This window comes from Nostoc sp. 'Peltigera membranacea cyanobiont' 210A, assembly GCF_002246015.1.
In the GTDB taxonomy this organism is placed as follows: Bacteria; Cyanobacteriota; Cyanobacteriia; order Cyanobacteriales; family Nostocaceae; genus Nostoc.
This window is the reverse complement of record NZ_NOLJ01000013.1, coordinates 85,078-110,348: the sequence shown is the minus strand read 5'-3', so window position 1 is coordinate 110,348 and position 25,271 is coordinate 85,078. Positions and strand designations below refer to the sequence as shown.

Sequence of the window (25,271 nt, the reverse complement as noted above, 5' to 3'; positions counted from 1 at the left end):
TTACAATGCTATTATTAAGTATTCATGTAATAAATATTACTTTCGGCGCATCACAAAAATTTTCACCCAAGCTGAGAATGAAAGCAAGATTCAGCTAATAACAACAAAAAATCAAAATACTGAAATCTAAAACTCTGTTCTCTTAGCCTTGTCGCTGTGTAAAAAACTACAAAATCATCGCAGCTTAAAAAATTTTAATATAAATTCTCATCAAATAGTTTTAAGGTAACGTTTTAATGGCTTTTTTAGCCGTTAGTGAATTAAAACTCCGGCAGTTAACTTTTTAAAGTTGAGAAATTTAGCATGAGCAGCAATTTAGCAACCAAATTACGTGTAGGCACTAAGAAAGCCCACACAATGGCAGAAAATGTAGGTTTTGTCAAGTGCTTTTTAAAAGGAGTAGTGGAAAAAAACTCTTACCGGAAACTTGTTGCTAACTTCTACTTCGTCTACTCAGCGATGGAAGAGGAAATAGAAAAGCACCGCCAGCACCCAATAGTTTCTAAAATTAACTTTCCTCAGCTAAACCGTAAGCATAGCTTAGAACAAGACCTAAGTTATTACTTTGGTGCAAACTGGAGAGAGCAAATCAAACTATCTCCCGCAGGTGAAGCTTATGTACAGCGCATCCGAGAAATATCTGCTACAGAACCGGAATTGTTAATCGCCCATTCATACACTCGTTACATAGGTGACTTATCCGGGGGACAAATTCTCAAAAATATTGCTGTAACAGCGATGAATTTGTCTGACGGACAAGGCACAGCCTTTTATGAGTTTCCAGAAATTACTGATGAGAAGGCATTCAAAGCCAAATATCGGCAAATTTTGGATGAATTACCCCTTGACGAGGCGGCAACCGATCGCATCGTTGATGAAGCTAATGCCGCCTTTGGCACGAACATGAAGCTATTCCAGGAATTGGAAGGTAATTTGATCAAGGCGATCGGTGTGATGCTGTATAATAGTCTTACACGGCGTCGTACACGTGGTAGTACTGAACTCGTCACAGCTGAGTAACCGTGTTGAGATTGCGGAGTATGGTGTGTGGAGTCATAAGTCCAGATAGCCTGATGAAGGATAATTCATAGGTGTTTCTGGCGAAAGAGCGATCGACGCTCAAAATATTTAGGGGCAATAGCCTTGTGACTGCTTTTGATAGGTGAAAGCAAGCATGGGGAGATTGCCCCTCAATTATGATTGAAGAAGTTAATACCAATTTTAAAAAACAATGTGACAGATGCAAGCCTAGAAGTCTAAACCTCATCTATGTTGAAACCTAGAGTTTTTTAAAAGATATATTTATGTAGGTTGGGTGGAGTGAAACGCAACCCAAGATTACCACCAAATTTTATGTTGGGTTACGCTATCGCTGCACCCAACCTACAAAACTACGGTTCTCAAGGTAGACGAGGTTTAGATAAAATTTAGCTTTCTGAATTTTTAATTTTTAATTGGTATAACTACTCCGAGCTAAATCATTACAGAACTTTTATGTGTCGGCTAAACTGTTCTTCAACAAAATAGCTACTAGAAAATTCACTTGCAAAAGAAACTTGATGAAAGTGATAATCTAGATTCAACAAATTGTAGACAAGTCTTAAAAAATAATCATCTATCCAGAAATCTACATCAAATAGTGAAATACCATATTTTCCTTCCAACCTGCGATTTAAAGTTTTCAGTAACCAAGACCATTGAGGTTTGAGAGTCGGATCGATGCGGTTTCCAAATACAGGATTAAAAAACTGATTGACTTGAGTTGTTCTCACATCAATCACTTTAGTTAATAAATCTGCTGCCTTGATTGGAGATGAATTAAACCAATAGTTAGCGACTACTAAATCATGTAAATAAGCAACTATAATTTTAGGGTTTTCTTTAATGAACTGTGAACGACAAACAATTCCTCTGATTGATGGAATTCTTAAACTAATTGTTTGAGATAGAGGCAGCTTTTTCACAAAAGCATAAGCTTCTAAAATTGAGGCAAAAGTGTGACAACATACGTAAGCATCTATAGTTTTATTTGCCAAACTCTTACTTGCTCTACGAGGATCTTCATTCACTAATCTGCAATCTTTACTAACATCCATATCATAGAGGTCAAAAAGAGTAATGATGAACCTATGGGCATTTGAACCAAATAAGGTGGAAATTCGTTTACCTTTGAGATCCTGGATAGTATTTATAGAAGAATCTTTATGCAAAACAATATTTATATCTTGACCCAAAAGATTATACGAAGCCATCCCAATTAATTTAGAACCAAAACTTAAATCATCAAAGAATTGGCTACCATTATTCAAGAGAGATATATCATCTAAAATACAAATATCTAGTTCTCCTCGTTTCATCTGTCGGTTCATTTGTTCCCCAGAAGCAAAGGGCAAAATTTGTAACTCAAAATCTCGATTAATTTCAATATTTTTGAAAATAGCCTGTTCAAGTGATGATGCTCTCTGTAAATCAGAAATATACTTAGTTCCATATCCAGCAATAAACTGTCCTATGGAATCTCTCTGAATACCTATCCTCAGAACATTTTCTTCTTTGGGAGAACAGCTACCTAAAAATAGATTTACGTTGGGCAAACTTTCTAAGTTATCCGCATCTAGTCTAAAACTTCTTACCAAACTCTCTGCGGATATTAACAATTCACTAAAGCGAGGAACATGAAGATAAATTCCATATTCATTAATATCTTGAATCGGAAAAGTTAGGACTTGGTATTGAGATATGATATCAGCTTGACAAAAGTCAGGTAAAATCGTTAGCTTTTGATTTTTTTCGGCGTAGTTTAGTACATCTTGATAACTTTGTAGCACTTGTACACCGCTTAATTTGTTCATCAAAAATTCATTTTTAGATAGTTCCTGATGAACCTCATCTAAAAGCACAACATCAGCCAGATCAATATCATTTATTTTAACTAAGCTATGCTCATTGAGATATTTACTTGCCCCAAAGGAAACCAACAGCATTTTATGAGTTTTTAATCTCGTGCAGTGGTGTTCTTCTTTGTATCCAGGGCAACTGTTGAGCAGAAGATCCATTTCTATGAGTTGAGAATTGGAAAAAAATCTGCTATTTTTAACCGCAATCTCTTTAAGATTTCTACCTGGAAAACAAAGCTGAAATCGCTGCAAATATTGTTTGATCCAGACTTCTAAAATTAAACTAGTAGCCCCCAATATCAAATCTTCGCCTTCAGCGCTAAACGTTGCCTGAAATTCTTCTTGCAGATTTTCTACAGTTTCTACGACATTAAGTGTCTGGGAAATTAATTTCTTGCCTTTATTAGTCAAGCAGATAAAGCCAGGGGAGCGATTTAGGAGAATTACTCCGAAACAATCCTCTATTTGTTTGACTTTTTTACTAATTAGTGCTTGACTATAACCTAGTTTTTGTGCTGCTTTAGAGAAGCTACCACAGTCATCTACTGCTTTTAAGATTTTGAGGTGATTTAGGGTAATATCTTCGAGTTTAATCTTATTCATGCTAGGTAAGGCAAGATTTTTAATTACTTTGTAATTAAGCTACTCTGCTGTCTATATTCGGAAATAACTAGTTTGTGGAAGCGAATAGTATCTTCCAACATAGATTCAAATTTCAGTACTATTAAGTCAACGCCAACGGCTTCGTATTCTTTTAGACGTTGAATAACAGTATAGCGATCGCCAACCAATTGAGCAGATAAACCGAGATTGGCTTCAATGGTTTGACTGATATCTAGTTTGTTGTGGGCAACTACATTCGGATCGATTTGCTCTTGAAAGTACTTAATCTGCTCCTGATCGGCAGAACGATAAATCGCTTCTAATCTGGCTTGGGCTTGGGCGGTATGTTCACGAACCATCGCAAACGCACTCATTGCTACTTTAATCTGACGCCCGTAGCGATCGCTAGCCAATCTTTTCACTTTCTGCACCAATGCTGCCGTTTTTTCTGGATCATCAGCATTGATAAATAGATAATCTCCCTGACGAGCCGCTAGGTTAATCGCCCTGTCTGATTCACCAGCAATGAAAATAGGTGGTATTGGTGTCGGCTGATCTGCGAGAATACCACCCTTAATGGTGTAGTATTTGCCAACATAATTAAAGCCTTCTACTGTCCACAGCCCCTTAATTACCTCAATATACTCTTCTAATCGTGCGTAGCGATCGCTGTGGGGTAGCCAGATATCTCCATAGCTTTCTACTTCTAATTTCCACCAACCTGCAATACCACTGAGAGCAAATCTGCCGTTACTAAGCTGATTTTGAATGTTTGCACTCAAATTGGCAACCACCGCAGGCAGTTTAAAACCAGGTTGTACAGCCGCAACAATCTTGATATTTCTGGTATTCAAACTTGCTAAAGCTGCCGTAATCCAAGCGTCAGCGACATTATAGTTAGGCCCATGAACTGCATTTAAGTAATGTTCAGGAATGTAATAGAAGTCATAACCTAACTCGTCTGCCTGAACTGCCAGCTTTACCAAATCTTGTGTGGAGAAATTAGCCTCATGGTTGACAACCCGCAACCATCCACCACAGACCGGCGACCAAATTCCAAACTGAAGTGGCATAAATGTTTTTCCTGTGCTTTTTTTTACGAGGCATTAGCTAAACTACGGTAACTACATCTTTTTACCGTGATTTAGTAGTTCACACTACCACATTTATTTCTGCTGTGTATAGTTGCAGATGACAGATGAGAAGCATTCATTTATCACGATATGGAATAGTGTCGATACTTTGTCGAGTCCTGATTCCTGATTGCTCTGACTGAATCAGGATAATAACCAGCAAGTATAAAAAAGAATTAAATACTCAAGAAAATTGGGCAGTATTCCAAAATGGAATATGGAAATGGAATTTAAGTATATCGAGTCACAACATCAGAAAAATTGTTGTGATAAAGTCTGATTCATTAAAAACTACGGTAGCACAGTCGAGTTATGGTATATTATTGCCATCAGAGAATTGTCTACTTGTAAACTCAAAGTAGTTTGCAGCCACTCTCAAGCTTTTGATTTTGACTAAAATTTTGCCCTATCAAGTTTTAGCTGATTTGTTAGTGATGACAAATTAGATTTTGTTGCTTCACTTGCAAACTTAGACAAATAAACAAGCAATTTCAATTACAAACGCACAATTATGGTAGATATTAAGTTCGCGTACTGGATTCCTAACGTCAGCGGTGGGTTAGTTGTTAGTAAAATTCCCCAACGCACAGATTGGACTTACGAATATAATGCTCAACTAGCTCAGACGGCTGAAGAAGTTGGATTTGAATATGCTCTAGCACAAGCCAGATTTATCGCTAGCTATGGTGCTGAGTACCAGCTAGAGGCACTTACAACTGTTTCGGCTCTGGCTCCTGTCACCAAGAAATTGAAATTGATTGCAGCAGTTCACCCTGGATTGTGGCATCCGGGAGTAGTTGCCAAAATGGGTGCCAGCATTGATTTTCTCTCTAACGGCCGGTTTGCTCTGAATGTAGTTAGCGGTTGGTTCAAAGATGAATTCACTATATATGGTGAACATTGGTTAGACCATGATGAACGCTATCGTCGTTCAGAAGAATTTATCCGTGTTCTCAAAGGTTTGTGGACTGAGGATGAGTTTCACTTTAAGGGCGACTTTTACCGCATTAACGGCGGTTGGGTGAAGCCTAAACCAATTAATCAGAATCCCCACCCGGAGATATTCCAAGGTGGTAACTCCAAGGCTGCACGGCGCATGGCTGGCCGCGTCTCTGATTGGTATTTCATGAATGGCAATACCATAGAAGGCGTGAAAGAGCAGATTGCAGAGGTGTCTGAATTAGCTCGTCAAGAAGGACGCACAATTAAGTTTGGTTTGAATTCCTTTATCATCGTGCGAGATACAGAAGCAGAAGCCCATGAAGTATTGCGCGATATTATTGCCCAAGCTGATGTAGAAGCTGTGAAAGGATTTGGCGAAGCCGTGAAACAAGCGGGATCTTCTACTCGTGAAGGTCAGGGAATGTGGGCGAATTCCAATTTTGAAGACTTGGTGCAGTATAACGATGGCTTCCGATCGGGCTTGATTGGTACGGCTGAACAAGTAGCTGACAAGATTCGCCAGTTCCATGCAGTGGGAGTCGATCTAATTCTTGGTGGCTTTTTACACTACACGGATGATTTGCCAGCATTTGGTAAGACAGTAATACCAATTGTGCGCGAACTTAAATCTAATCGTCGGACAGCTGATGAGTTGGTTGGAGTGTAGAAGATTAACAGCAACATACTCTGTAAGAGCGTGTTTTGTGGATTGAAACTGTTGTAGATAACAGCTATATCCGAGTGGCACTAAGAAAAATTCAAAGGCTGTCTCATAGTAGTGGCGATTATGAGTCACTCAATCACAATCAAGGAGTTTTACCATGACATCAGTAATTAATACTGACCAGAAGGCGCATATTATTCGGGATGACAAAGAAGCGATCGCGATCGCTCACGAATTAGCAGCGGAGTTTGCCAAGGGAGACTCAGAGCGCGATCAAACTCGGCGTTTACCTGCTGAGGAAGTCGAAAAGTTCTCCCAGAGTGGATTGTGGGGGATTACAGTCCCGAAAGAGTATGGCGGTGCTTTTGTATCAAGTGCCACCCTGGCAGAAGTAGTTAAAATCATCTCCGAAGCCGACTCTAGCCTCGGTCAAATTCCTCAAAACCACCTTTACATGGTGGAAGCAGTCCGGTTGGATGGTACAGATGAGCAGAAGAAGTTCTTCTTTGATTTAGCTCTACAAGGCAAGCGCTTTGGCAACGCCTTTTCGGAAATTGGCACTAAGTCTGTCAATGATGTGCAGACAAAATTAACACCAGATGGATCTGACTTCGTACTCAACGGACGCAAATATTACTCTGCTGGGGCACTACTGGCACATTGGGTTCCCGTCATTGCCAGTAATCCAGATGGTAAGACAGTAGTGGCATTTGTCGAAAGAGATGCCGAAGGACTAACCCTACTCGATGACTGGACGAGCTTCGGACAGCGTACCACTGCTAGCGGCACTACCATTATTGAAAATGTGAAAGTCAAGGCAGAACACGTGATTCCGCACTACTTAGCCTTTGAGAGGGCAACACCAATGGGTGCGATCGCGCAAATCATCCAAGCCGCCGTAGACGTGGGAATTGCTAAAGCCGCAGTCCGTGACACCATCCACTTTGTCCGTAAATATACCCGCCCTTGGGTTGATAGCAATTTAGAAAAAGGCTACGAAGATCCGCTGACACTGTACAACTTAGGCAATGTCCAAATTCAGGTTCACGCTTCTGAAGCATTGCTGCGTCGTGCAGGCGAATTTCTTGACATCGCCAACGAGTCAGGCTTAGAAGAACCCAAGGTAGTTGAAGCATCAATTGCAGTTGCTGAAGCCAAAGCCTTAGCCACCGAAGCAGCATTACTAGCTACCAACAAATTGTTTGAACTAGCAGGTACTAAGTCCACATTAGAGGAATTCAACTATAATCGCCACTGGCGAAATGCCCGCGCTCACACACTCCACGATCCCGTGCGTTGGAAGTACTACGCTGTTGGTAACTACTTCCTCAATGGTGTCTATCCCCCGCGCCATCCTTGGTTGTAATTGCAGCATTTTCTACTGGGGTGAAGCTTTCAGAATTAACATTTTCCAGAATGCTTTACCCCTGATAAATCCAATATTATTTAAGTTGATACGATGAGCGTTGCAAACCCAAGCCAGAGGCGGAGCATTTGGAAAAGCCAGCCATTTAAGGGACTGCTTTTCATTGCTATAATTGCTGTCATTAGCTATATTTTTGAACTCATATTTGGTCAAATCATTCAGCTGAATGTGGGCACAAAGTTGACTTACATCACGATATGCTTTGTCTGGTGGTGGCATCTAGGTTTTTCCCTCAACGGCTATCCAGGTTCTCGCTTTTCTCCTAGCCGATTTGGACGAGGAACAGTAAATTTAATAGTGCTATTCGCGCTAGTTTACATAACTGGAGAAGTTTGGAAAATCATCTCTGCAAAACAAGTTCTTACTGATACACCTGTTGGTTTGTGGGGACAAACAGCAATTATTGCCGCCGCCACCAGTTTATTCTTCTTTGACAACACGATTGTCACCACTGACGAAGTACGCAACTGGCATCCAGTAAGCGGCTTTATCAATATCTTTTTTGCCATCTTCTTTATTGCCCCTGCCCTCACCTTTTTGCCGCAAATGTGGGGACTTCAACCGTTTTACATTCCTTGGTATTGGTATCCTTGTTCAACAGTATTCGGTAGTTTCTTTGAACGTTGGCCTTTAAACAAATTGGAACTAGGAATGCCACGTTTGGGGTTACTACATACAGGTATTATTTTGTTGCTCACTCTGATTACAGAATTGTTCCTCAAACAACTAGGACTGGATTTGTTTACAACAACGACAGGGCCAACCTTTGCAGCTATTTGGACAACTGTTGGTTTAGGATTTGTTTGGCAATTCAATATGTGGCCTTTCACGGAGCTATCACAGCCTACAAAAGGCATAGTTGCATCTGTTGCTAGTTTAATAATTTCGGTTTTATTCTACCTAGTTACAGTATCCCTAATAGGTCAGGAAAACATTATCCAAGGGCTTTACTGGTGGTTTAATATCCTTTGGGTTCAAGTATTCTTAATGGCACCAGGATTATACGACGGAATTAGCCTTTGGCAGGATGTACCGCCACTAGTTGAAGAACAGCAACCCCTGAGCTTGAATCGTGAAGGGCGTTAAGATAATTCGTAATTCGTAATTCGTAATTCGTAATTCGTAATTCGTAATTCGTAGTTAAGAATTCAATTACGAATTATGCATTAGCTAGTAGGTTGGGTTGAGGCACGTAGACCCGTTCGCGGAGCGTCTCGTAGAGAAGGGGCTTCTCGTACCACTTCGTGGAAGCAAGCTACGCGTAGCGTCTCCGACAGGAGAAGAGTAACCCAACATCCAAAGAGTGTGGTATTGTTGGGTTTCACTTCCCTACGGGACGCTACGCGAACGTTTCACCCAACCTACATTTATTTTTCTCCTCCCAGAATGACATCAGAGGGATAACGTTGCTGAGATGATTCAAAAGGTGAAGGTTGTCCTGACAGTGCCAATTACTGCATCCTGATTGTCATTGTTTTGAGCAGGAGCTGTAATCCAAATTACGCCAGGGGTGATGGCAATGTTATCTGTAAGCTGATACTTGTAAAAGCCTTCAATGTGTAAGGATAAATCGTTTGCAGGTTCAGGATTACCACCCCGATAAGGTTCTGCACCCACAAGAACACCACCAAGATTGCCTTGTTTACCTAAATCTGGGAATGCCAATCCTAAAGCATAGTACCAAATATCTGCACTACCACTACCTGCCAGATTCTTGGCGTTAGTGTAGCCAAAGAACCCATTGACTGCAAATCGAGGACTAAATTTATAGAAAGCTTCGACTCCGTAGGAGTTGGTAATCATCCGCTCAAATGGAGTATTGGCTTGTTCTGTTCCGACCAGTGTAAAACCACTACCCAGGTCAAATATTGCTCCTCGATTTTGGTAGGCATTTATGTATGTCAAACCAATGCCAGAGTTATTGTTGGGGTTCCATGCTATTTGTCCAAATGCGCTATATTGACCATTAAAAAAACCGCTGTCTGGCTGAGGATTGGCATGATCTCCTGCTAAGTAAGCCAAGCTGAATACCAATTGGTCACTGAGTCGATAGTTGAATCCCCCACCGGCACCACCACCAATCCGGTAGATAGGACTAGAGGAAGCAAATTCTGTCAAAGCGCGACCGCCGCCTGTGGCACTTTCCAGATAAGGACTCAGGGTCGGAACAAAATCAAAAAATACTCCGTTTACGGCTCCTATATAAGCATCTATTTTGTTGCCAACTGCGAAATAGTAAGAGAGCCAATCTACAGATAGGCTGTTGTTACTAGGAGCAAGATTGAAGGTTTGCAAACCTTCGGCTGAACCACCAGGAAGTTGCAAAATAGTAGTATTTCCGGTACTTAGACGAGTATTTAGAGTGTCTTTACCTGTAAAGCTAGTTTTGAAAACGAGGCGAACTCTATCTTGAAAAACAGTGTTATCACCGTTAACTGTGCCTTGGAAGGCATTCGTAATCACAAAAATAGCTTCCGCAGAAAGCTTTGTAGTTGTGGAAAACTGATTTGCTTCTAGTTCCGCAGTCCTAGCTTCTAAATTATCAACGCGACCCCGTAAAGTTGCTAGTTCAGTAGTAAATTCTTCTTGCAGTCTTTGTAGGGTAATTAAGTCTTGTTTGGTAACTAAGTCAGATGTAGCTGTTGCAATTAACTCGTTGATCCGAGATAAACAAGCATTTAAGCCTGCTGCAAATTCATAGCGAGTGATGGCGCGGTTTCCCCGATAAGTACTATTTGGATAGCCTGCAATACATCCATAGCGCTCAACTAAAGACTGGAGTGCTTGAAAAGCCCAATCAGTTGGCTGCACATCTGAAAACTGAGATACAGATGTTACCTGAGACATCCTGTTTATCTGTTGGACATTTGCATCACTATTGATTGCAGGAATTTTAGGGGTTTGGGCGATGGTTGTTACCGAGGAATTGTCGGCAAAATTGGCAGTCCCAGCCACTAAATTCCTATCTTCAGCATGGGCTGATGTGCTAGCTAGCACATCAGCCCCCAAAACCATCGATTCTATGAATAAATTATGAAATGAACGATTGAACATTTCCACCACTCCTCATATTTTTGGTTTGAAAAATTTAGTGAAAGCCATCAGACATTTCAGTGACTTGTCAAGCTAAAAAATCATGACTAGCCCTGATAATGTTAAATTAAGTTAACGCTCTAAATTTTTTACTAATATTGCTACACTTCGAGATATAACCAGATATATCAGTTAATTTCTGGTATTTTTATCTGCATATTTCAGTGTAGAAAAGACTTACTTTCACGCAAATAGAGTCCTTGGACAAGCTAATCTATTTGCCAAGAAAATATCTATCTGTAAAATATTGCACTTTTACAGAATAATCTGATTTTATCGGCAATTAACTGCAAGCTACTATATAACTATCAAGTTTAAGTAGATTTTCGCCTTTGAATTAATAATATTGCATATATAGGACTCCTATTTGATTTTTGAACGGATTTTAGAGATAAATCCTTGCTGGATATGCATTTAAGTCTCAGTATGTTTTCAAAATTCAAACCGGATTCCTATATATTTTAGAAATACAAGTAGACGATAAATTTTATTTTCAAAATTTTATTCTACTTTCTTCTCGATAATATGTTTTTTACGTTGCACTAAAAACTTATATAATTTAGCAAGATTTGTTTTATTTTAGGTTGCTTTATTAGTTAGTATGTGCAATACTAATTTTATGGTAGAGTAGCTTTGCAAAACTATTTTAAACCCAAAGTTTTTTCAGCCAATTTTATAGTTACTTCTCATAATAAGGTTAGTAGGAGAAGTGGTAAAGTATGCAATTAATCGAAACGAAAGAGTCTCAAAATTATCTTGATCTAGCTAAGTCTTTAGCACAGGAATTTGCCCAGACTGCTGTAGAACGCGATGCTAAAGGGGGAACACCAAAGCATGAACGCGATCGCTTGCGCCAAAGTAACTTGCTGAAACTAATCGTACCCACAGAGTACGGTGGTTTAGGGCAAAGCTGGATTACCGTTCTGCAAATTACCCGCGAGTTTGCTAAGGTTGATAGTTCCATTGCTCACGTCTTTTCTTACCATCATCTAGGTGTAGTAATTCCGCATATCTTTGGTTCGGCAGAGCAAAAACAGCGATATTACTCAGAAACTATTCACAATAATTGGTTTTGGTGCAATGCCCTCAACCCTTTAGATAAAAGAGCTACTCTGACACCAGAAAATGATTATTTCCGTCTGAATGGGATTAAAAGCTTTTGCTCTGGCTCTCAAGACTCAGATATATTGCCGATCGCTGCCATTCATCAAGAAACTGGTGAATTGAATATTTTGATAATTCCTACTCAACGGCAAGGCGTTACTGTTCATGATGATTGGGATAATATCGGGCAACGTCAAACAGACAGTGGTAGTGTTACTTTTGAGAATGTGTTGGTATACCCTGACGAAATTCTTGGTAGTAGAGACAAACCCAGTCAACCCTTTAACACTATTCGTGCCTGCTTAACTCAATTGAATCTTGCTAATATCTACTTGGGAATTGCCCAAGGAGCATTTGAAGCTGCTAAAACATATACCGCAACTAATACAAAACCTTGGCTGACATCAGGTATAGAAAGTGCAACCCAAGATCCTCACATCCTCCAGCACTATGGCAAAATATGGGTTGAACTCCAAGCAGCTAAGAGCTTGACTGAGCAAGCAGGAGAATTACTACAAGCGGCTTGGGAAAAAGAATGGTTACTCACCGCCGAACAACGTGGGGAATGTGCGCTTTGCGTCGCTACTGCCAAAGTTGCAGCGACTAAAGTCGGTTTAGACATTACCAACCGCATTTTTGAAGTTATGGGCGCACGTGCTACTACGGCAAAGTACGGCTTTGATCGCTATTGGCGTAATCTTCGCACGTTCACTCTCCACGATCCGGTAGATTACAAAATTCAAGAGATCGGAAATTGGGCGTTAAATGATGAACTGCCAAAACCTAACTTTTATTCATAGATAATTGGTCTTTCGAGACGCGATAAATCAAGACGCGATAAATCGCGTCTCTACATTAGGATTTTGGTATTGAGTTGTATCGATTATTTCACCAAGACTTCGGCGTGAGCGCTATTTCTCTGGGCGAAATCATCCTATAATTCAGCAACGCCTAATTTATTTGTTAGAAATCCTTTATTCAGCGATTAAGGTTTTGAGAGCGTCTTGAGCATCCGCGTTTTCTGGATCTATTTTTAATGCTTGCCGAAAAACTGCTGTGGCCTCTTGTTTTGAGCTATCGCCTTCATCATAGGAAATCTCTCGGCCAAGTTTGATGTAAAGTTCAGCCATTTTGCGACGTGGAATCATATTCGCTAGCGGCTGATAAAAAGCCATGACAGCAGTAAAGCCTTTTTGCTTGTAAAGTGGCAAATTTATATTGGAGCAAGTGTCATAACTGCCTTCACCAGTTTTTACCACCTTTTGGCAAATTCCCAGAGCTTCATCTAGATTCTCCTGTTGAGCTAGTGCTTGACTCAAGTTACTGTAATAATAATCCGTAGGTTCTTTGGCAGCAGCTTGACGGTAAAGAGCGATCGCTTCTTCTGGTTTTTCTTGTTTCATCAAGATATCGGCCAGTTGTATATATGTTGAAGTCTCAGGTTTAATTTTAATTAGTTGGCGGTAAGCAGCGATCGCTTCATTGACGAAGCCACGCTCTAATGAAAGTGATGCCAAACGCTCATAATAGACTTCATTTGTGGAGTCATTTTTACTTGCTTGATGATAGATAGCAACGGCTTCTTTATATTCCAGTATTTCACCCAGATAGTAGTAAGCCAGATAACTCTTGGGATCAATTTTCAAGGCCTCGCGGTGAGCAGCGATCGCTTCTTCTCGTTTGCCTAATTTACGCAAGATATCACCTAAATTGTTGTAATTCTCTGCATCCGGCTGAAGTTTAAGTGCTTCACGGTAAGTTAAGAGTGCTTCCTGTGTATTACCAATTTCCATTAGCTGTGAAGCTAAAATGTAGTAGTAATACGCCTTACTGCCAGGCTCAAGTTTGATAGCTTGACGGAAAGCGGCGATCGCTTCTGTGGGTCGTCCCTTTTTTGCGAGAAAATTACCTAAATTGATGTAAATATCGGCACTGGGATTTAATTGCAACGCTTGGCGATAAGCAGCGATCGTCTCTGCAATCTTGCCTTGGTTAGATAGGATATCTGCCAGCTTGGTGTAAGCAGAGCTATTTTTGGCATCCCGCTCAATCAAACTCCGCCAAATATTAGCGGCTTCTTCATAATTTTTCACTTCTTCGGCAGATGTTGCTTTTTGTTCCAACTCCTCTACCGTTTGTGCCGCACTGATTTGAGGAATTAAAGCCAAACCTAAACTCAACAATAACGGGAATATTTTCAGGTTTACCATAGACTTTCAGCTTAAAATAACTAAGTCAATCTTCAAACCAAGCTTAATCTCAGTATTTAAGTTTGTAACCCGTAAAACTTACCATACTGGGTAAATCAGGCAAAAATATGGCTACGAAAATTCCTGTCACAGTAATCACAGGCTTCTTAGGTAGTGGAAAAACCAGCCTAATTCGCCACCTGCTACAAAACAACGAAGGACGGCGGATTGCCGTTGTAGTCAATGAATTTGGCGAACTCGGTATTGATGGCGAATTATTAAAATCTTGTCAAATTTGCCCGGAAGATGGTGAGGGCGACACTAATATCTTTGAATTAACCAACGGCTGCTTATGCTGCACCGTGCAGGAAGAGTTTTACCCGATGATGCAAGAGTTAATTAAGCGCCGAGATAGCATCGACTGCATTTTGATTGAAACCTCTGGTTTAGCCTTACCAAAACCGCTGGTGAAGGCTTTTCGCTGGCAAGAAATTCGCAATGCCGCCACTGTGGATGCGGTGATTACCGTGGTAGATTGTGCGGCGGTAGCAGCGGGGACATTTGCTAGCGATCCAGAGGCGATCGCAGCCCAGCGCCAAGCAGATGATAATCTAGAACACGAAACACCCTTGCAAGAACTGTTTGAAGACCAACTTGCTTGTGCAGACTTGGTGGTGTTAAATAAAATTGACTTGGTAGATGCCGAGACAAAAGCCAGAGTTGAGGAATTGATTAAGCAAGAGTTGCCCAGAGTGGTGAAAATTGTCGAGAGTGACCGTTCTCAACTAGACGCATCTATATTATTAGGATTCCAAGCCGCAGTTGAAGACAATTTAGATTCTCGTCCCAGTCATCACGATACCGAAGAAGACCACAATCACGACGAAGAAATTACTTCAGCTAATTTAATTTTGGATCGTACCTTTGACCCCGAAAAGCTGCAACAGCAGTTGCTAACATTGGTACAACAACAAGAAATTTACCGGATTAAAGGCTTTGTCGCAGTGCCTAATAAATCTATGCGCTTAGTGATGCAAGGCGTGGGAACTCGATTTGATAAATTTTACGATCGCCCCTGGAAACCAGAAGAAGCTAGGCAAACACGCTTAGTTTTCATCGGTCGTGATTTGAATTCTTCTGAAATCGAATCACAACTTGTAGCTTTATAAGTATATCCAGATCCCCCAATTATTTGAGAATTCGGGGATTTATTTCCTGAGAGTTACGAGTTATGAATAATATGATATCCGCTTGATTGCTTATTAAACCCGAAGAACCCCACCCCCGCCAAAGCTACGCTTTGTCTCCCCTCCCCGCAAGCGGGGAGGGGATTAAGGGGTGGGGTGCAATGACTGTGGGAATCATAACTAATTATGCGGACATGATATTATGAATAACTAGTTAATTCAAAACAAAAAACAATAATAACTGAAAATTCTTCACTTTAGATAAACATGACGATATCTCAACTATTTAACGTTGCCAACATTTTCGTATTGCCATTTTGGGCGTTGATGATTTTATTGCCCAACTGGAAAGTCACACGGTGGATAATGTCATCATATTTACCTTTTGTGCTGTTAGCAGGAACATATTTATATTTGTTTATCAACAGCATTACCCCAGAAAATGCTCAAGCTTTATCGAATCCTCAATTAGCTGATATTGCGCGATTTTTTACAGACGAAACAGCTGCGGCAACAGGTTGGATTCATTTTTTAGTGATGGATTTATTCGTCGGTCGCTGGATTTATTGGGAAGGACAGAAAACAGGTGTTTGGACAATTCACTCTCTGGCTTTATCTTTGTTCGCTGGGCCGTTGGGATTGCTGTCTCACATCTTGACTGACTGGATTACTAAGAAATTTTTCCCAAAGTTTCAGCAGAATGAAAAGGCGACATTAGCAGAACAAGAAGTACCATCAACTGGCACATAGCAATAGGGGCGTACAGATGTGCGCCCCCTGCTATTGATAATTGCTAATAGTTTACTTCCATTACCAATTATCTCATTTTAAAATCATTAACCGTTGTCGTGTCTATAGTTAGCATCTAACCAGCAGCGTGGTAGAACTTCACCTGAAGGAAAAACAAGATTTTGTTTTTTGAAAGTTTCAGGTTGCTGTTCTTCTTGACCTTCTTGATCTTTTGCCTGAACAACATCAGTATTCGGGTCAATTAATTCCTGAATTTCAACAATTTTTACCAATTCGCCAGAATCTTTGACTTGTAAAAGCATAGAAATTGCCTCAATAAATTTGCATGAAAGTTAAGAGCAAGTTTAAGATAAACTCATTCTCGTCTCAACCAATTTAGAAGGTCGAGATTCCTTAATTGTTAAAGGAAATTTTTACCAGATATGAACACATAAATTACACAAAATTCATCTATGTGTCTCTGTGATTTTTATCTTTATAAAATTGACACCACAAATTAATCTTCAATTCAGCATTTCAAATCTAATCGGGGAATGCTGACCGAGAAAATTGTCTAATTCAAATAATCTTGGTTATAGAGATTAGATTTCGCGTTGATATTTTTCTAAAATATCAACTAATGTTACTTGGCATTGCAGTGGCAGTAAATCAATTAAAGGAAGTTCACTTCTACCGCCACCAATTTTTACTGTAATTGATTTCAAGACTTTTAAAACTTGATCTTCACTTACATTGTTGGAAGTAATTAAGGGATACAACTGTTCAGCAACAAGGGTGTGCAGTTTGGCATTAGATAAATAAAGATGCCATTTGGCAATGTCTATGTAGACATTTTCGCCAATTTCAGCTGCTAGGGCTTCCAGTAGTTCTGTGGTGTTAGTCTTTGCCATAAAAATAACCCTAAATTGAGAAAGAGTGCGAAATCTCAGGCTTTTTTACATTATCGCTCAATTAATAGGCTGATTCTACTACCACAGGTTACAATCGCCCCAGCATCAGCAATCCGTCTTCAGGTGGATTTAGGCGGAGTTTCGTTGTAATTAGCGATCGCACTAATGTAAATCAGATGCACTAATACTATTCCTGTCCAACTTGCAGTAAACAAGGGCAGCCAGTCCCAGGTAGTGGTTTTCAAGATGTGAAAAAACCATAAGCCAGAATTTATAGTAGCAGCGATCGCTACATGGACGGCAAAATTCATCCGGTCATCAATCTTGCGGTAATCAGGGTCTTTGCGATCGGGTTTGCGAGGCCAACGAGGAGGCATAAATATTTGTTACAGATTTAAATACACCCTACTCATTCTAAGGTTTTTAGTGCAGTCGTTGCGATTAGACTTCTAGAACCAGTCATAATTGAATTGGAAGTCAAGCACAGCTGGGTTAAAACCTATGACTATCTTTGAGCAAATAGACCCCGATCTCCTCTATCCAGATAGCGACGGCAAACCAATGGCAGACAATACAGAGCAATATCGTTGGATTGTCCTGATTAAGGAGAATTTAGAGATTCTGTTTGCTAATAATGACAATGTTTTGATTGCAGGAGATTTGCTGTGGTATCCTGTCCGTTCTCGGCTGATTACACCGACTGCACCTGATGTGATGGTTGTCTTCGGTAGATCAAAGGGAAAACGTCGTTCCTATCGTCAGTGGCAAGAAGACAATATCCCGCCGCAAGTAGTCTTTGAGATTCTTTCTTATAGTAATGATACCAAGGAGATGGAGCGTAAGCTGGAGTTTTACGATACCTATGGTGTTGAAGAATACTATTTATACGACCCTGAAAGTTTTCAACTAGATGGCTGGTTGCGGCAAAACAACCATTTGAATAAGCTATGGCAAATGGATAGTTGGATCAGTCCCCACTTAGGAATTAGATTTCAAACTGGGCTTGGAGAGTTAGTAATTTACCGTCCAGATGGACAGAGATTTTTGAATTCCCTGGAACTCAATCAACGGGCTGAACAGGCTGAGTTATTGGTAGAACAAGAACGTCAACGTGCTGAACAAGAACGCCAACGCGCTGAACAGTTAGCAGCATATTTGCGTAATCTCGGCATTGATCCTGACAATCTCCCATAACTGGGGAGTGGGGATGAGGCAGTGAGAAATCCAAGGGGTGGGGAGGTGTGGGAGGTGTGGGAGGATGGGGAAGAAGTCTTACCCCCCACACTCCCCAGTTATGGGAGATTGTCNGATCTTCGTCTCTGTCAGTAGGCAAATCGTTGAGAGGACGTTTGAGTAAAGCCATCATTGTTTGCGATCGCGCACTTGAAACCGCCACTCCGCCTACACTATGCGTGAGAAATCCGGGATAGAGTAGCTTATTGCTCTGGCGGCGAATAATCTCCAGATTTACCGCCACTCTTACTTATTAAACGAATTGATTCAATTTGAATCGACTTTTCTAAAGCTTTTGCCATGTCGTATAAAGTCAAAGCAGCTACAGAAACGGCAGTTAAGGCTTCCATCTCTACACCGGTTTCAGCTTTGGTTTTGACTGTGGCTTGAATTTGATAACCCGGTAGTTGGGGATCGGGTGTGATTTCGACTGCGATTTTTTGCAAAGGCAACGGATGACACAGAGGAATTAAAGTGGCTGTTTGCTTGGCTGCCATAATTCCAGCCAATCTTGCAGTTGCCAACACATCCCCTTTTGGGACATTTCCGGCTTGAATGGCAGCGAAGGTGGCTGGCAGCATTCGCACATTGGCAGCTGCTACTGCTTGGCGAATGGTGGGTGCTTTATCAGACACATCCACCATCTGTGCCTGTCCTTGGGGATCTAGATGGGTTAAGTTGGCAAAATTAGCTGGAAAATTATCTTGCGCCATTTGGTTAGAACGTGTTAATATAGATTGTCGGTGAGGGCGTGTAGCTCAGTGGACTAGAGCACGTGGCTACGGACCACGGTGTCGGGGGTTCGAATCCCTCCTCGCCCGTTTATTAAAAAGTTAAGAGTTGAAAGTTAGGAGTGATGAATTAAATTTCATCACTCCTAACTTTTAAGTTTTTCAAGGCGTAGGCATCTGGAACTAGACCTAGTGCAAAGCGCAGTGAGTTGGATAGGTTTTTGCTCGAATGGGTGAGGAAGAGGACAAGTGCTAGAGAAGTCATCGCAGCACCGTAGCCAAACATATCGCGGTAGCCTACAAGTTCTGCGATAATACCCAAAATAGGAGCAGCGATCGCAATTCCCAAATCGAGTCCAGCTATACATATAGCAAAAATTTTCCCCCGTTCTTGCGGCAGTGAACGGTCTGCCATCATCGTAATCATCATCGAGATCAGTGTACCACCACCAGCACCTTCAGCGATCGCAGCCAGTAAGAAAACCATCGGGCTGTAAGCCTGCCACAGCAGTATTAACGCCAAAACGTAGCAAAAAATCCCAAAGGTAATAAACAAACCCCGCCCGAAGCGATCGCTTGCTTTACCAGCAAACACCCTGATACTAAAACTAGAAATTGCCGCAGCTGTAAAAAACAGTCCGCCGTTGAAGTCCACCTCAGTGGATTTGAGGAACAACGACACAAAGGTATGTACAGCACCGACAGACAAACCAACCAGCAACATAACTATAGTTGGAACTCTCACCCGTGGACTGCCCAAAATTTGCCAAAAGTTGCGTAGGCGTAGCTCGTCGTAGACATCCTCTCCCTCTGTCTGTTCATGCGTTTGCACTGGTGGATTCGTAACTTGTAAAATCCCTAAAAGCGCAACAAAACCCAGTTCGGCGGATAAGAGAAATAATATCCCGTAACCACTTGTAGCTTCTAAATACCCACCCAAAGCAGGGCCAATTGCTAAACCAAGGGGAGTTGCTAAGGTCATATACCCAATGATTTCACCACGAGTTTCAGCTGGAGCGAAATCTGCGACTAAGGCACTGTAGCCAGTAGTAAAAGCGGCAACACTAATGCCGTGAAAAATCCGCACCAGGATTAATAACCCAAGAGATTGGGTTGCCAAATAACCAAAGGGTGCGATCGCAGCTACGATCGTACCAATCAATAAGGTAATTTTGCGACCACGTTCATCGGCTAACCGTCCCAGCATTGGGCGAGATAGCAATAACCCAATAGCGAAACTGCCCATAACAAGACCAATTTCTTGCTTGCTTGCGCCCACATCATCGATGTAAAGCGGTAGAGTTGGCAAGAGCGAAGACAGGCTGGACCAGAATAATAAACCTGCTGTAAATAAAATCAGCAGGTTGTGCCGCAGTTGGGCGTCAAAGGTATTAAATGCTTTCAAGGTAGATGCAATTTAACTAGTTTTTTGTCATTTGTCATTTGTCCTTTGTCCTTTGTCCTTTGTCTAGAGTCAACCAATATTTACTCTTAATTATTTGCTAATGACTAATGACCAATGACCAATGACTAATGACCAATGACTACTATTGTTACGTTACTTAACATTTTTTGCTACCACCTCTCGCACGCGATAGATAGGCCGTCCTTGGGATTCGTGGTATGTACGCATGAGCAATTCTGCTAAAAGTCCGAAGCAAAACAGCTGCACTCCCGTTAGTAGCAGCAGAACTGCTAAAATCAGCAAGGGGCGATTGCCAATCATCTCACCTAAAGCTAATTTGACGAAAGTTAAGTAAATTCCGATTGCAGTGCCCGAAAACATTGAAATCAAGCCCAACAGCCCAAAAACGTGCATCGGGCGGGTGAGGAATTTTTTCATAAACAGAATGGTTAACAAATCCATCAATACCCGGAATGTCCGCCAAATTCCATATTTACTACGACCAAAGCGGCGGGCGTGATGACGTACAGGTATTTCGGTAATTCTAGCTCCTTCGATGTACGCCAAAGCGGGTAAAAATCGGTGTAATTCCCCGTAGAGGTTCATATCTGCCAAAAGTTCTGCACGATAGGCTTTCAGCGAACAGCCATAGTCATGAATATTCACGCTAGTGGTACGGCGAATTAGCCAATTGGCAATTTTGGAAGGAAGTAATCGATTTACGGCACCATCTTGGCGTTTTTGCCGCCAACCACTCACCAAATCGTAACCATCATCCAGCTTTGCCAATAACATGGGGATATCAGCCGGATCGTTCTGGAGATCGGCATCTAAAGTTACGATCGCTTTACCGACTGCATAATAAAATCCAGCAGCCATCGCCGCAGTTTGTCCGTAGTTGCGACGCAAAATCACCGCTTTTAAATCAGTGCGGATTTGCGCCTGTTCTTTGAGAAAATCCCCAGAACCATCTGTAGAACCATCATCCACACAAATGATTTCATAATTTACCTGACTAGAAGATAAAGTAGAGGCGATCGCTTCTAGTAAAAGTGGCAAACTCTCCACCTCGTCATGTATTGGTACTACCACCGAAACATCTGGGACAATTGCTGAAATCGCCCCATTTTCCTCACTACTCCTTTCGGAAATCAACTCACTCCTCATAAGTTTCAGCGCCCTCAGCGTCTCTGTGGTTCGTAACTCTTAAAAACTCTACCAGCACCTCGCAGCTGCTGATAGTACGACTGACTAACCGCATCTCCCTGTTCCGAGAGAATATCAATGCCGATCCCATTCCGTCCCTGCTCTTTCCCAGAACTATGGATATAATAACCATCCGCCAAATAAAGCCCGACATGGGTGGCTTTTTGGCTAGTTCCAAAAAATACCAGATCCCCGGCTGCTAATTCTGCAATTGTAATTGGTTGAGTGAATCCTTCCTGTTGATAGGCATCTCTAGGTAGCCAAATACCCACCGAAGCAAACGCCGCCTGCATTAACCCAGAACAGTCATAATTTGGCCCAACCGTACCACCCCAAAGGTAATAATTTGATTGTTGCATCGCTTTTTGGGTAAAGGCGATAATCTCTGCTAGGAGTTTTTTAATCTCCGATTCAGAAAATGTTGCAGCCTGATAAGGTACAGTAGCAGATTGTAATGAATCAAAATCTGAAACAGATACCCATCCCGGATAGTCATCTTCACATAAATACACCTCAAGCGCCGAATTTTGATGATTTGATGTTACCCACAAATGTCTCCCAGATGCAGCTTGAGTTGCTAAACGCGTACATTCAGGAGAATCATATAAATTCAGATCAGCTAAACACTGATACTCCCCTGATTGTGGATTTTGGATTTGTGATTTTAGATTAAAGGACATTATTAGAGAATGATTTTTTTTAATAAAGACGAGCAGCTGGAAAATCTTGGTAATGGCATTTTAGATGCAACTTGGGCAGCATTTCCGACCTTAGCACGTAACCAAATTGCCTTGACTTGGGTTGTATACGATCCACCAGTGCGAGTAAATACTGGTGGGGCGCTGACTCCCAACGCTTTTTGGGATCACCCAGTTCGTGGTTTCACTTATCGGGGTGTTGAGCGGATTTATCCTGCTAGTGTAGTCAAGCTATTTTACTTGGTGGCGGTAAACGAATGGCTAGAAAAAGGCATGAGTCAAACCTCCAAGGAGTTGGAGCGAGCTTTGCGGGATATGATTGTCGATTCTAGTAACGATGCTACCAGCTTGGTTGTGGATATTTTGAGTGGCACCACATCAGGGCCACAATTACCAACCGGGCCCTTTGAAACCTGGAAATATCAGCGTAATATTATTAACCGCTATTACCAATCTTTGGGTTGGGAAGAAATGGAGACGATTAACGTCTGTCAAAAAACTTGGAGTGATGGCCCTTATGGACGAGAACGGGCGTTTGTGGGAGAGTTACTGGAAAATCGTAATATGTTGACCACAAATGCGATCGCTAGGTTACTGCATAGTATTGTAGGTGGAGTGGCGGTTTCAAGTGCGCGATCGCAAACAATGATGGCTTTACTCAAACGTCCTCTCAACGATTTGCCTACTGACAGAGACGAAGATCAGGTAACAGGTTTTTTAGGCGGTGGACTCCCTAAAAATGCTCAAATTTGGTCAAAGGCAGGTTGGACAAGTCAAGTTCACCATGATGCGGCGTATATTGAGTTACCAGAACAGCGCCCTTACCTCTTAGTGGTATTTACTGAAGGTAAAGCGCAGGCTAAGAGTCGGGATATTTTACCCTTTGTTTCTAAACTAGTTGCCGAAGCGATTAGCAGTCTATAATCCAATACGGTTCAGTTAAGGCTAAAACTTTTTATCAAAGTCAAATTTTTTAACGAACCGCAGAGGCACAGAGGGAACAGAGAGAAGAAAAAAATGCTTAACCCAAGCGTATTGGTCTTATAATCTCAGGAATGACGCAGAAGAGATCCCCCCTTTGTTTACTTGTGTTATCCATATTTTTGTAACAGTCAAAGTATTGCGCTCACCCGATATCCCGCCTTGGAATTTATTCCGAGGCGGGAATAAGAACCAAGTGCAAGACTTAACAAATGATACTAATGTAATGACAAACCTTTTTAAGGGGGAGTGCGCTACGCGAACGAAATTTCAGGTTTTCAATGCGTAACCTAGATTTCTCTTATAAGACTATTTCAACTTAAATTCGTCAAACTTCAAGACTTCCGAATCAGGCTTGCGAGTATCAAAACGATAACTGCTTATCGTACCTGTTCCCGTATCAAAGATACTAAAAGCTGTAATATCATTACTCGCAATATAAGGCATCGGCTTGCCATCTTCACCCAGCAAGGGGGCAATTGTTGGCACTATCGGTTCTAACCCATTGGGATCGCCAAGCTTAACATAATCCTCTTGATATCCAATTGGTACTTCTCGCTTTCTATCACCCCAAGCAGCGCCGTAAGTATTACCTACATTAGATGTTTCCAGAAAGTGCATTCCACTTGGACTAACAAAGCGGTTCCACAAATGGGAATGCCCATAGAATACCAATTGCACGTTAGCCGCTTCAAGTATTGGGACAACATCGCGGATAATATAATCTGCGTCTTTGGGATACTCGTAACGCACTGCTTTGATATTGTTGCTATCCCGTTCAATTATCTGTACTGGTTCTGTATAAGCAGGAACTATATTATCACCCAAAGTATGGGGTGGGTGATGGAACATCACAACTTTGTATTTTGCTTGTTGAAACTCAGGGCTGTTAAGTTCCAACTCTAGCCAATTATATTGCTTGCTGCCTTTAGCAATTGGCTCATAAATTACCTGTCCATAACCCCAATTTTCAGGATTATTTAAATCCTTTTCAGCTTCTAGATATCTACCCCTACGCTTTCTATCTAAGTTGGGAGTCCGCCACATATTTGTAGCGTACAGTACCACCAAACGCGTATCACCAAAACTAACTGCATAATATCTTTTTCCACCCTCTTTACTTTTTGGTAAAGAGAAAATCTCTTCGTAAGTATTAGTATTAAAAGAATTATCGATTAAAGATTTATCTGGGTAAATTTTTTGAGCAACGACACGGGGGATTGTATCATCAAATTCATCATTTAAACTTCCCGTCCTGGCAAAGCGCCCCATCACCTCATGATTGCCAATGCAAGTAAACATGGGTGCGTGTTGAATTATTTGTCCACCAGTGTAGGTTGTCTTAACACCGTCGTGCGTCATTTCATATTTAGCACGACCTTGTAAACCAGGAAACAAAGCACCACCAACATTATCATCAAACCATTCTGAGGCGCGATCGCTAACATTGACCAAATCACCGGCAAACCACACGCCATCAACTCGCCCCACTGTTTCTACCACCTTTTGCAGATTTGCCGCTGTCATCGGCTTTAATTGATGATCCGAAGTAAGTAGAATTTTTAGTGGTGTATCTGATTTGGGAGTAGCTGCAAGGCTGAAAACATCACTGTCAACACTTTTGCCTTCTTCTTGCACACTCGTGACACGATAGTTAACCCGCACACCAGGAGTTAAGCCAGTTACCTCAGCCTCATGTCGCCAAATGTCCCGTTGGACGGGCTTTTGATAAACTTGTCCGTCTTGGGTTTGGTTTGCAACTCTTGATTGTTGGTCTTCACGTGTGCGACTGAGTTTGGTAGTACTTGCCCTAGCAGTTTGTTTGAGATTTTCGCCGTAGGTTACTGTGTGATTAACACCAGCAAATTCAGTAAACCAAACTACTTGCACTGAAGTTGCTGTTGGCAATTGCAAAAATGGGTCGGTGAGTAATTGGGGTGCTGATGTCATAATTGTTTGCCCAAATGAACGCACACCTACCAGAGTAAAGCATATAACAAGCACAAGCATCGCTACTGAGGAAATTTTTCGGCTGCGTAAGCGTCTGAGCATGAGTAATATCATATCCGCTAGATTACTTATTAAATCTGAAGAACCCCACCCCGCCAAAGCTATGCTTTGTCTCCCTGCCCCTAATCC

General features: G+C 41.5%; 21 protein-coding genes, 1 tRNA gene and 1 pseudogene. 10 read left to right on the top strand and 13 right to left on the bottom strand.

All coding sequences use genetic code 11. The features are described 5' to 3' along the window. The first annotated feature begins 303 nt into the window (after positions 1–303). Positions 304–1,020: a biliverdin-producing heme oxygenase gene (locus tag CDG76_RS31770; protein ID WP_094352820.1), complete on the top strand. Its 717-nt coding sequence runs from the start codon at positions 304–306 to the stop codon at positions 1,018–1,020. 461 nt (positions 1,021–1,481) lie between these two features. Here the strand turns inward: CDG76_RS31770 and CDG76_RS31765 are convergent, their stop codons facing one another. Together CDG76_RS31765 and CDG76_RS31760 are read right to left on the bottom strand one after the other, a co-directional pair. After that, a complete protein-coding gene (locus tag CDG76_RS31765) occupies positions 1,482–3,500 on the bottom strand; it encodes a LysR family transcriptional regulator (RefSeq protein WP_094352819.1) in 2,019 nt (672 codons plus the stop codon). A gap of 23 nt (positions 3,501–3,523) precedes the next feature. Then, positions 3,524–4,573 (bottom strand): LLM class flavin-dependent oxidoreductase, encoded by a 1,050-nt coding sequence (locus CDG76_RS31760; protein WP_094352818.1) that lies wholly within the window; start codon positions 4,571–4,573, stop codon positions 3,524–3,526. Positions 4,574–5,144: 571 nt separating this feature from the next. Here CDG76_RS31760 and sfnG point away from each other — a divergent pair. The 3 genes from sfnG to CDG76_RS31745 all read left to right on the top strand — a co-directional run bounded on the left by sfnG (position 5,145) and on the right by CDG76_RS31745 (position 8,751). Continuing rightward, positions 5,145–6,242 (top strand): dimethylsulfone monooxygenase SfnG, encoded by a 1,098-nt coding sequence (gene sfnG / locus CDG76_RS31755; RefSeq protein ID WP_094352817.1) that lies wholly within the window; start codon positions 5,145–5,147, stop codon positions 6,240–6,242. Positions 6,243–6,396: 154 nt separating this feature from the next. Continuing rightward, positions 6,397–7,605 carry an SfnB family sulfur acquisition oxidoreductase gene (locus CDG76_RS31750; protein WP_094352816.1) on the top strand — a complete coding sequence of 403 codons (1,209 nt, stop codon included), beginning with the start codon at positions 6,397–6,399 and terminating at the stop codon, positions 7,603–7,605. A 93-nt stretch (positions 7,606–7,698) separates the two neighbouring features. Next, positions 7,699–8,751, top strand: a complete 1,053-nt coding sequence (locus tag CDG76_RS31745; RefSeq protein WP_094352815.1) for a hypothetical protein — start codon at positions 7,699–7,701, stop codon at positions 8,749–8,751. A gap of 333 nt (positions 8,752–9,084) precedes the next feature. Here the strand turns inward: CDG76_RS31745 and CDG76_RS31740 are convergent, their stop codons facing one another. Next, entirely contained in the window at positions 9,085–10,719 is a 1,635-nt protein-coding gene (locus tag CDG76_RS31740; protein WP_223265474.1) for an iron uptake porin, read from the bottom strand. Positions 10,720–11,477: 758 nt separating this feature from the next. Between CDG76_RS31740 and CDG76_RS31735 the strand changes: the two genes are divergently transcribed. Beyond that, positions 11,478–12,662: an acyl-CoA dehydrogenase family protein gene (locus tag CDG76_RS31735; RefSeq protein ID WP_094352814.1), complete on the top strand. Its 1,185-nt coding sequence runs from the start codon at positions 11,478–11,480 to the stop codon at positions 12,660–12,662. Between the two features lie 174 nt (positions 12,663–12,836). On the opposite strand, the gene CDG76_RS31730 is transcribed toward CDG76_RS31735, so the two are convergent. After that, positions 12,837–14,072, bottom strand: a complete 1,236-nt coding sequence (locus CDG76_RS31730) for a tetratricopeptide repeat protein (protein ID WP_094352813.1) — start codon at positions 14,070–14,072, stop codon at positions 12,837–12,839. A gap of 107 nt (positions 14,073–14,179) precedes the next feature. On the opposite strand from CDG76_RS31730, the gene cobW reads away from it, so the two are divergent. Continuing rightward, a complete protein-coding gene (gene cobW / locus CDG76_RS31725; RefSeq protein ID WP_094352812.1) occupies positions 14,180–15,220 on the top strand; it encodes a cobalamin biosynthesis protein CobW in 1,041 nt (346 codons plus the stop codon). Between the two features lie 285 nt (positions 15,221–15,505). Continuing rightward, on the top strand, positions 15,506–15,988 hold the full coding sequence (locus tag CDG76_RS31720) for an ABA4-like family protein (protein ID WP_094352811.1): 483 nt from the start codon (positions 15,506–15,508) through the stop codon (positions 15,986–15,988). 86 nt (positions 15,989–16,074) lie between these two features. Here the strand turns inward: CDG76_RS31720 and CDG76_RS31715 are convergent, their stop codons facing one another. From CDG76_RS31715 to CDG76_RS31705, 3 genes are all read right to left on the bottom strand, one after another. Next, positions 16,075–16,290, bottom strand: a complete 216-nt coding sequence (locus CDG76_RS31715; RefSeq protein WP_094352810.1) for an acetyltransferase — start codon at positions 16,288–16,290, stop codon at positions 16,075–16,077. A 279-nt stretch (positions 16,291–16,569) separates the two neighbouring features. Then, positions 16,570–16,878, bottom strand: coding sequence for a DUF3181 family protein (locus CDG76_RS31710; protein ID WP_094352809.1), 309 nt, complete (start codon positions 16,876–16,878; stop codon positions 16,570–16,572). A gap of 119 nt (positions 16,879–16,997) precedes the next feature. Further along, a complete protein-coding gene (locus tag CDG76_RS31705) occupies positions 16,998–17,255 on the bottom strand; it encodes a hypothetical protein (RefSeq protein ID WP_094352808.1) in 258 nt (85 codons plus the stop codon). Positions 17,256–17,379: 124 nt separating this feature from the next. Here CDG76_RS31705 and CDG76_RS31700 point away from each other — a divergent pair, with 124 nt between their 5' ends. Further along, positions 17,380–18,072 carry a Uma2 family endonuclease gene (locus CDG76_RS31700; protein ID WP_094352807.1) on the top strand — a complete coding sequence of 231 codons (693 nt, stop codon included), beginning with the start codon at positions 17,380–17,382 and terminating at the stop codon, positions 18,070–18,072. A 115-nt stretch (positions 18,073–18,187) separates the two neighbouring features. Here CDG76_RS31700 and CDG76_RS38785 read toward each other — a convergent pair. Next, positions 18,188–18,295 (bottom strand): annotated as a pseudogene (locus tag CDG76_RS38785) (serine hydrolase); the annotation flags it as partial. A 19-nt stretch (positions 18,296–18,314) separates the two neighbouring features. Further along, a complete protein-coding gene (gene moaC, locus CDG76_RS31695; protein WP_094352806.1) occupies positions 18,315–18,824 on the bottom strand; it encodes a cyclic pyranopterin monophosphate synthase MoaC in 510 nt (169 codons plus the stop codon). 34 nt (positions 18,825–18,858) lie between these two features. Between moaC and CDG76_RS31690 the strand changes: the two genes are divergently transcribed. Further along, a tRNA-Arg gene (locus CDG76_RS31690) sits at positions 18,859–18,932 on the top strand. A gap of 40 nt (positions 18,933–18,972) precedes the next feature. Here the strand turns inward: CDG76_RS31690 and CDG76_RS31685 are convergent. The 3 genes from CDG76_RS31685 to CDG76_RS31675 all read right to left on the bottom strand — a co-directional run bounded on the left by CDG76_RS31685 (position 18,973) and on the right by CDG76_RS31675 (position 22,133). Then, a complete protein-coding gene (locus CDG76_RS31685) occupies positions 18,973–20,247 on the bottom strand; it encodes an MFS transporter (RefSeq protein ID WP_094352805.1) in 1,275 nt (424 codons plus the stop codon). Between the two features lie 153 nt (positions 20,248–20,400). Beyond that, a complete protein-coding gene (locus CDG76_RS31680) occupies positions 20,401–21,414 on the bottom strand; it encodes a glycosyltransferase family 2 protein (protein ID WP_094352804.1) in 1,014 nt (337 codons plus the stop codon). A gap of 14 nt (positions 21,415–21,428) precedes the next feature. Beyond that, complete coding sequence (locus CDG76_RS31675) at positions 21,429–22,133, bottom strand: C40 family peptidase (protein WP_094352803.1); 705 nt, start codon at positions 22,131–22,133, stop codon at positions 21,429–21,431. A gap of 9 nt (positions 22,134–22,142) precedes the next feature. Here CDG76_RS31675 and CDG76_RS31670 point away from each other — a divergent pair, with 9 nt between their 5' ends. Beyond that, positions 22,143–23,075: a serine hydrolase gene (locus tag CDG76_RS31670; protein ID WP_094352802.1), complete on the top strand. Its 933-nt coding sequence runs from the start codon at positions 22,143–22,145 to the stop codon at positions 23,073–23,075. A 366-nt stretch (positions 23,076–23,441) separates the two neighbouring features. On the opposite strand, the gene CDG76_RS31665 is transcribed toward CDG76_RS31670, so the two are convergent. Continuing rightward, positions 23,442–25,082 carry a metallophosphoesterase gene (locus tag CDG76_RS31665; protein WP_442946400.1) on the bottom strand — a complete coding sequence of 547 codons (1,641 nt, stop codon included), beginning with the start codon at positions 25,080–25,082 and terminating at the stop codon, positions 23,442–23,444. Between the last annotated feature and the right edge of the window lie 189 nt (positions 25,083–25,271).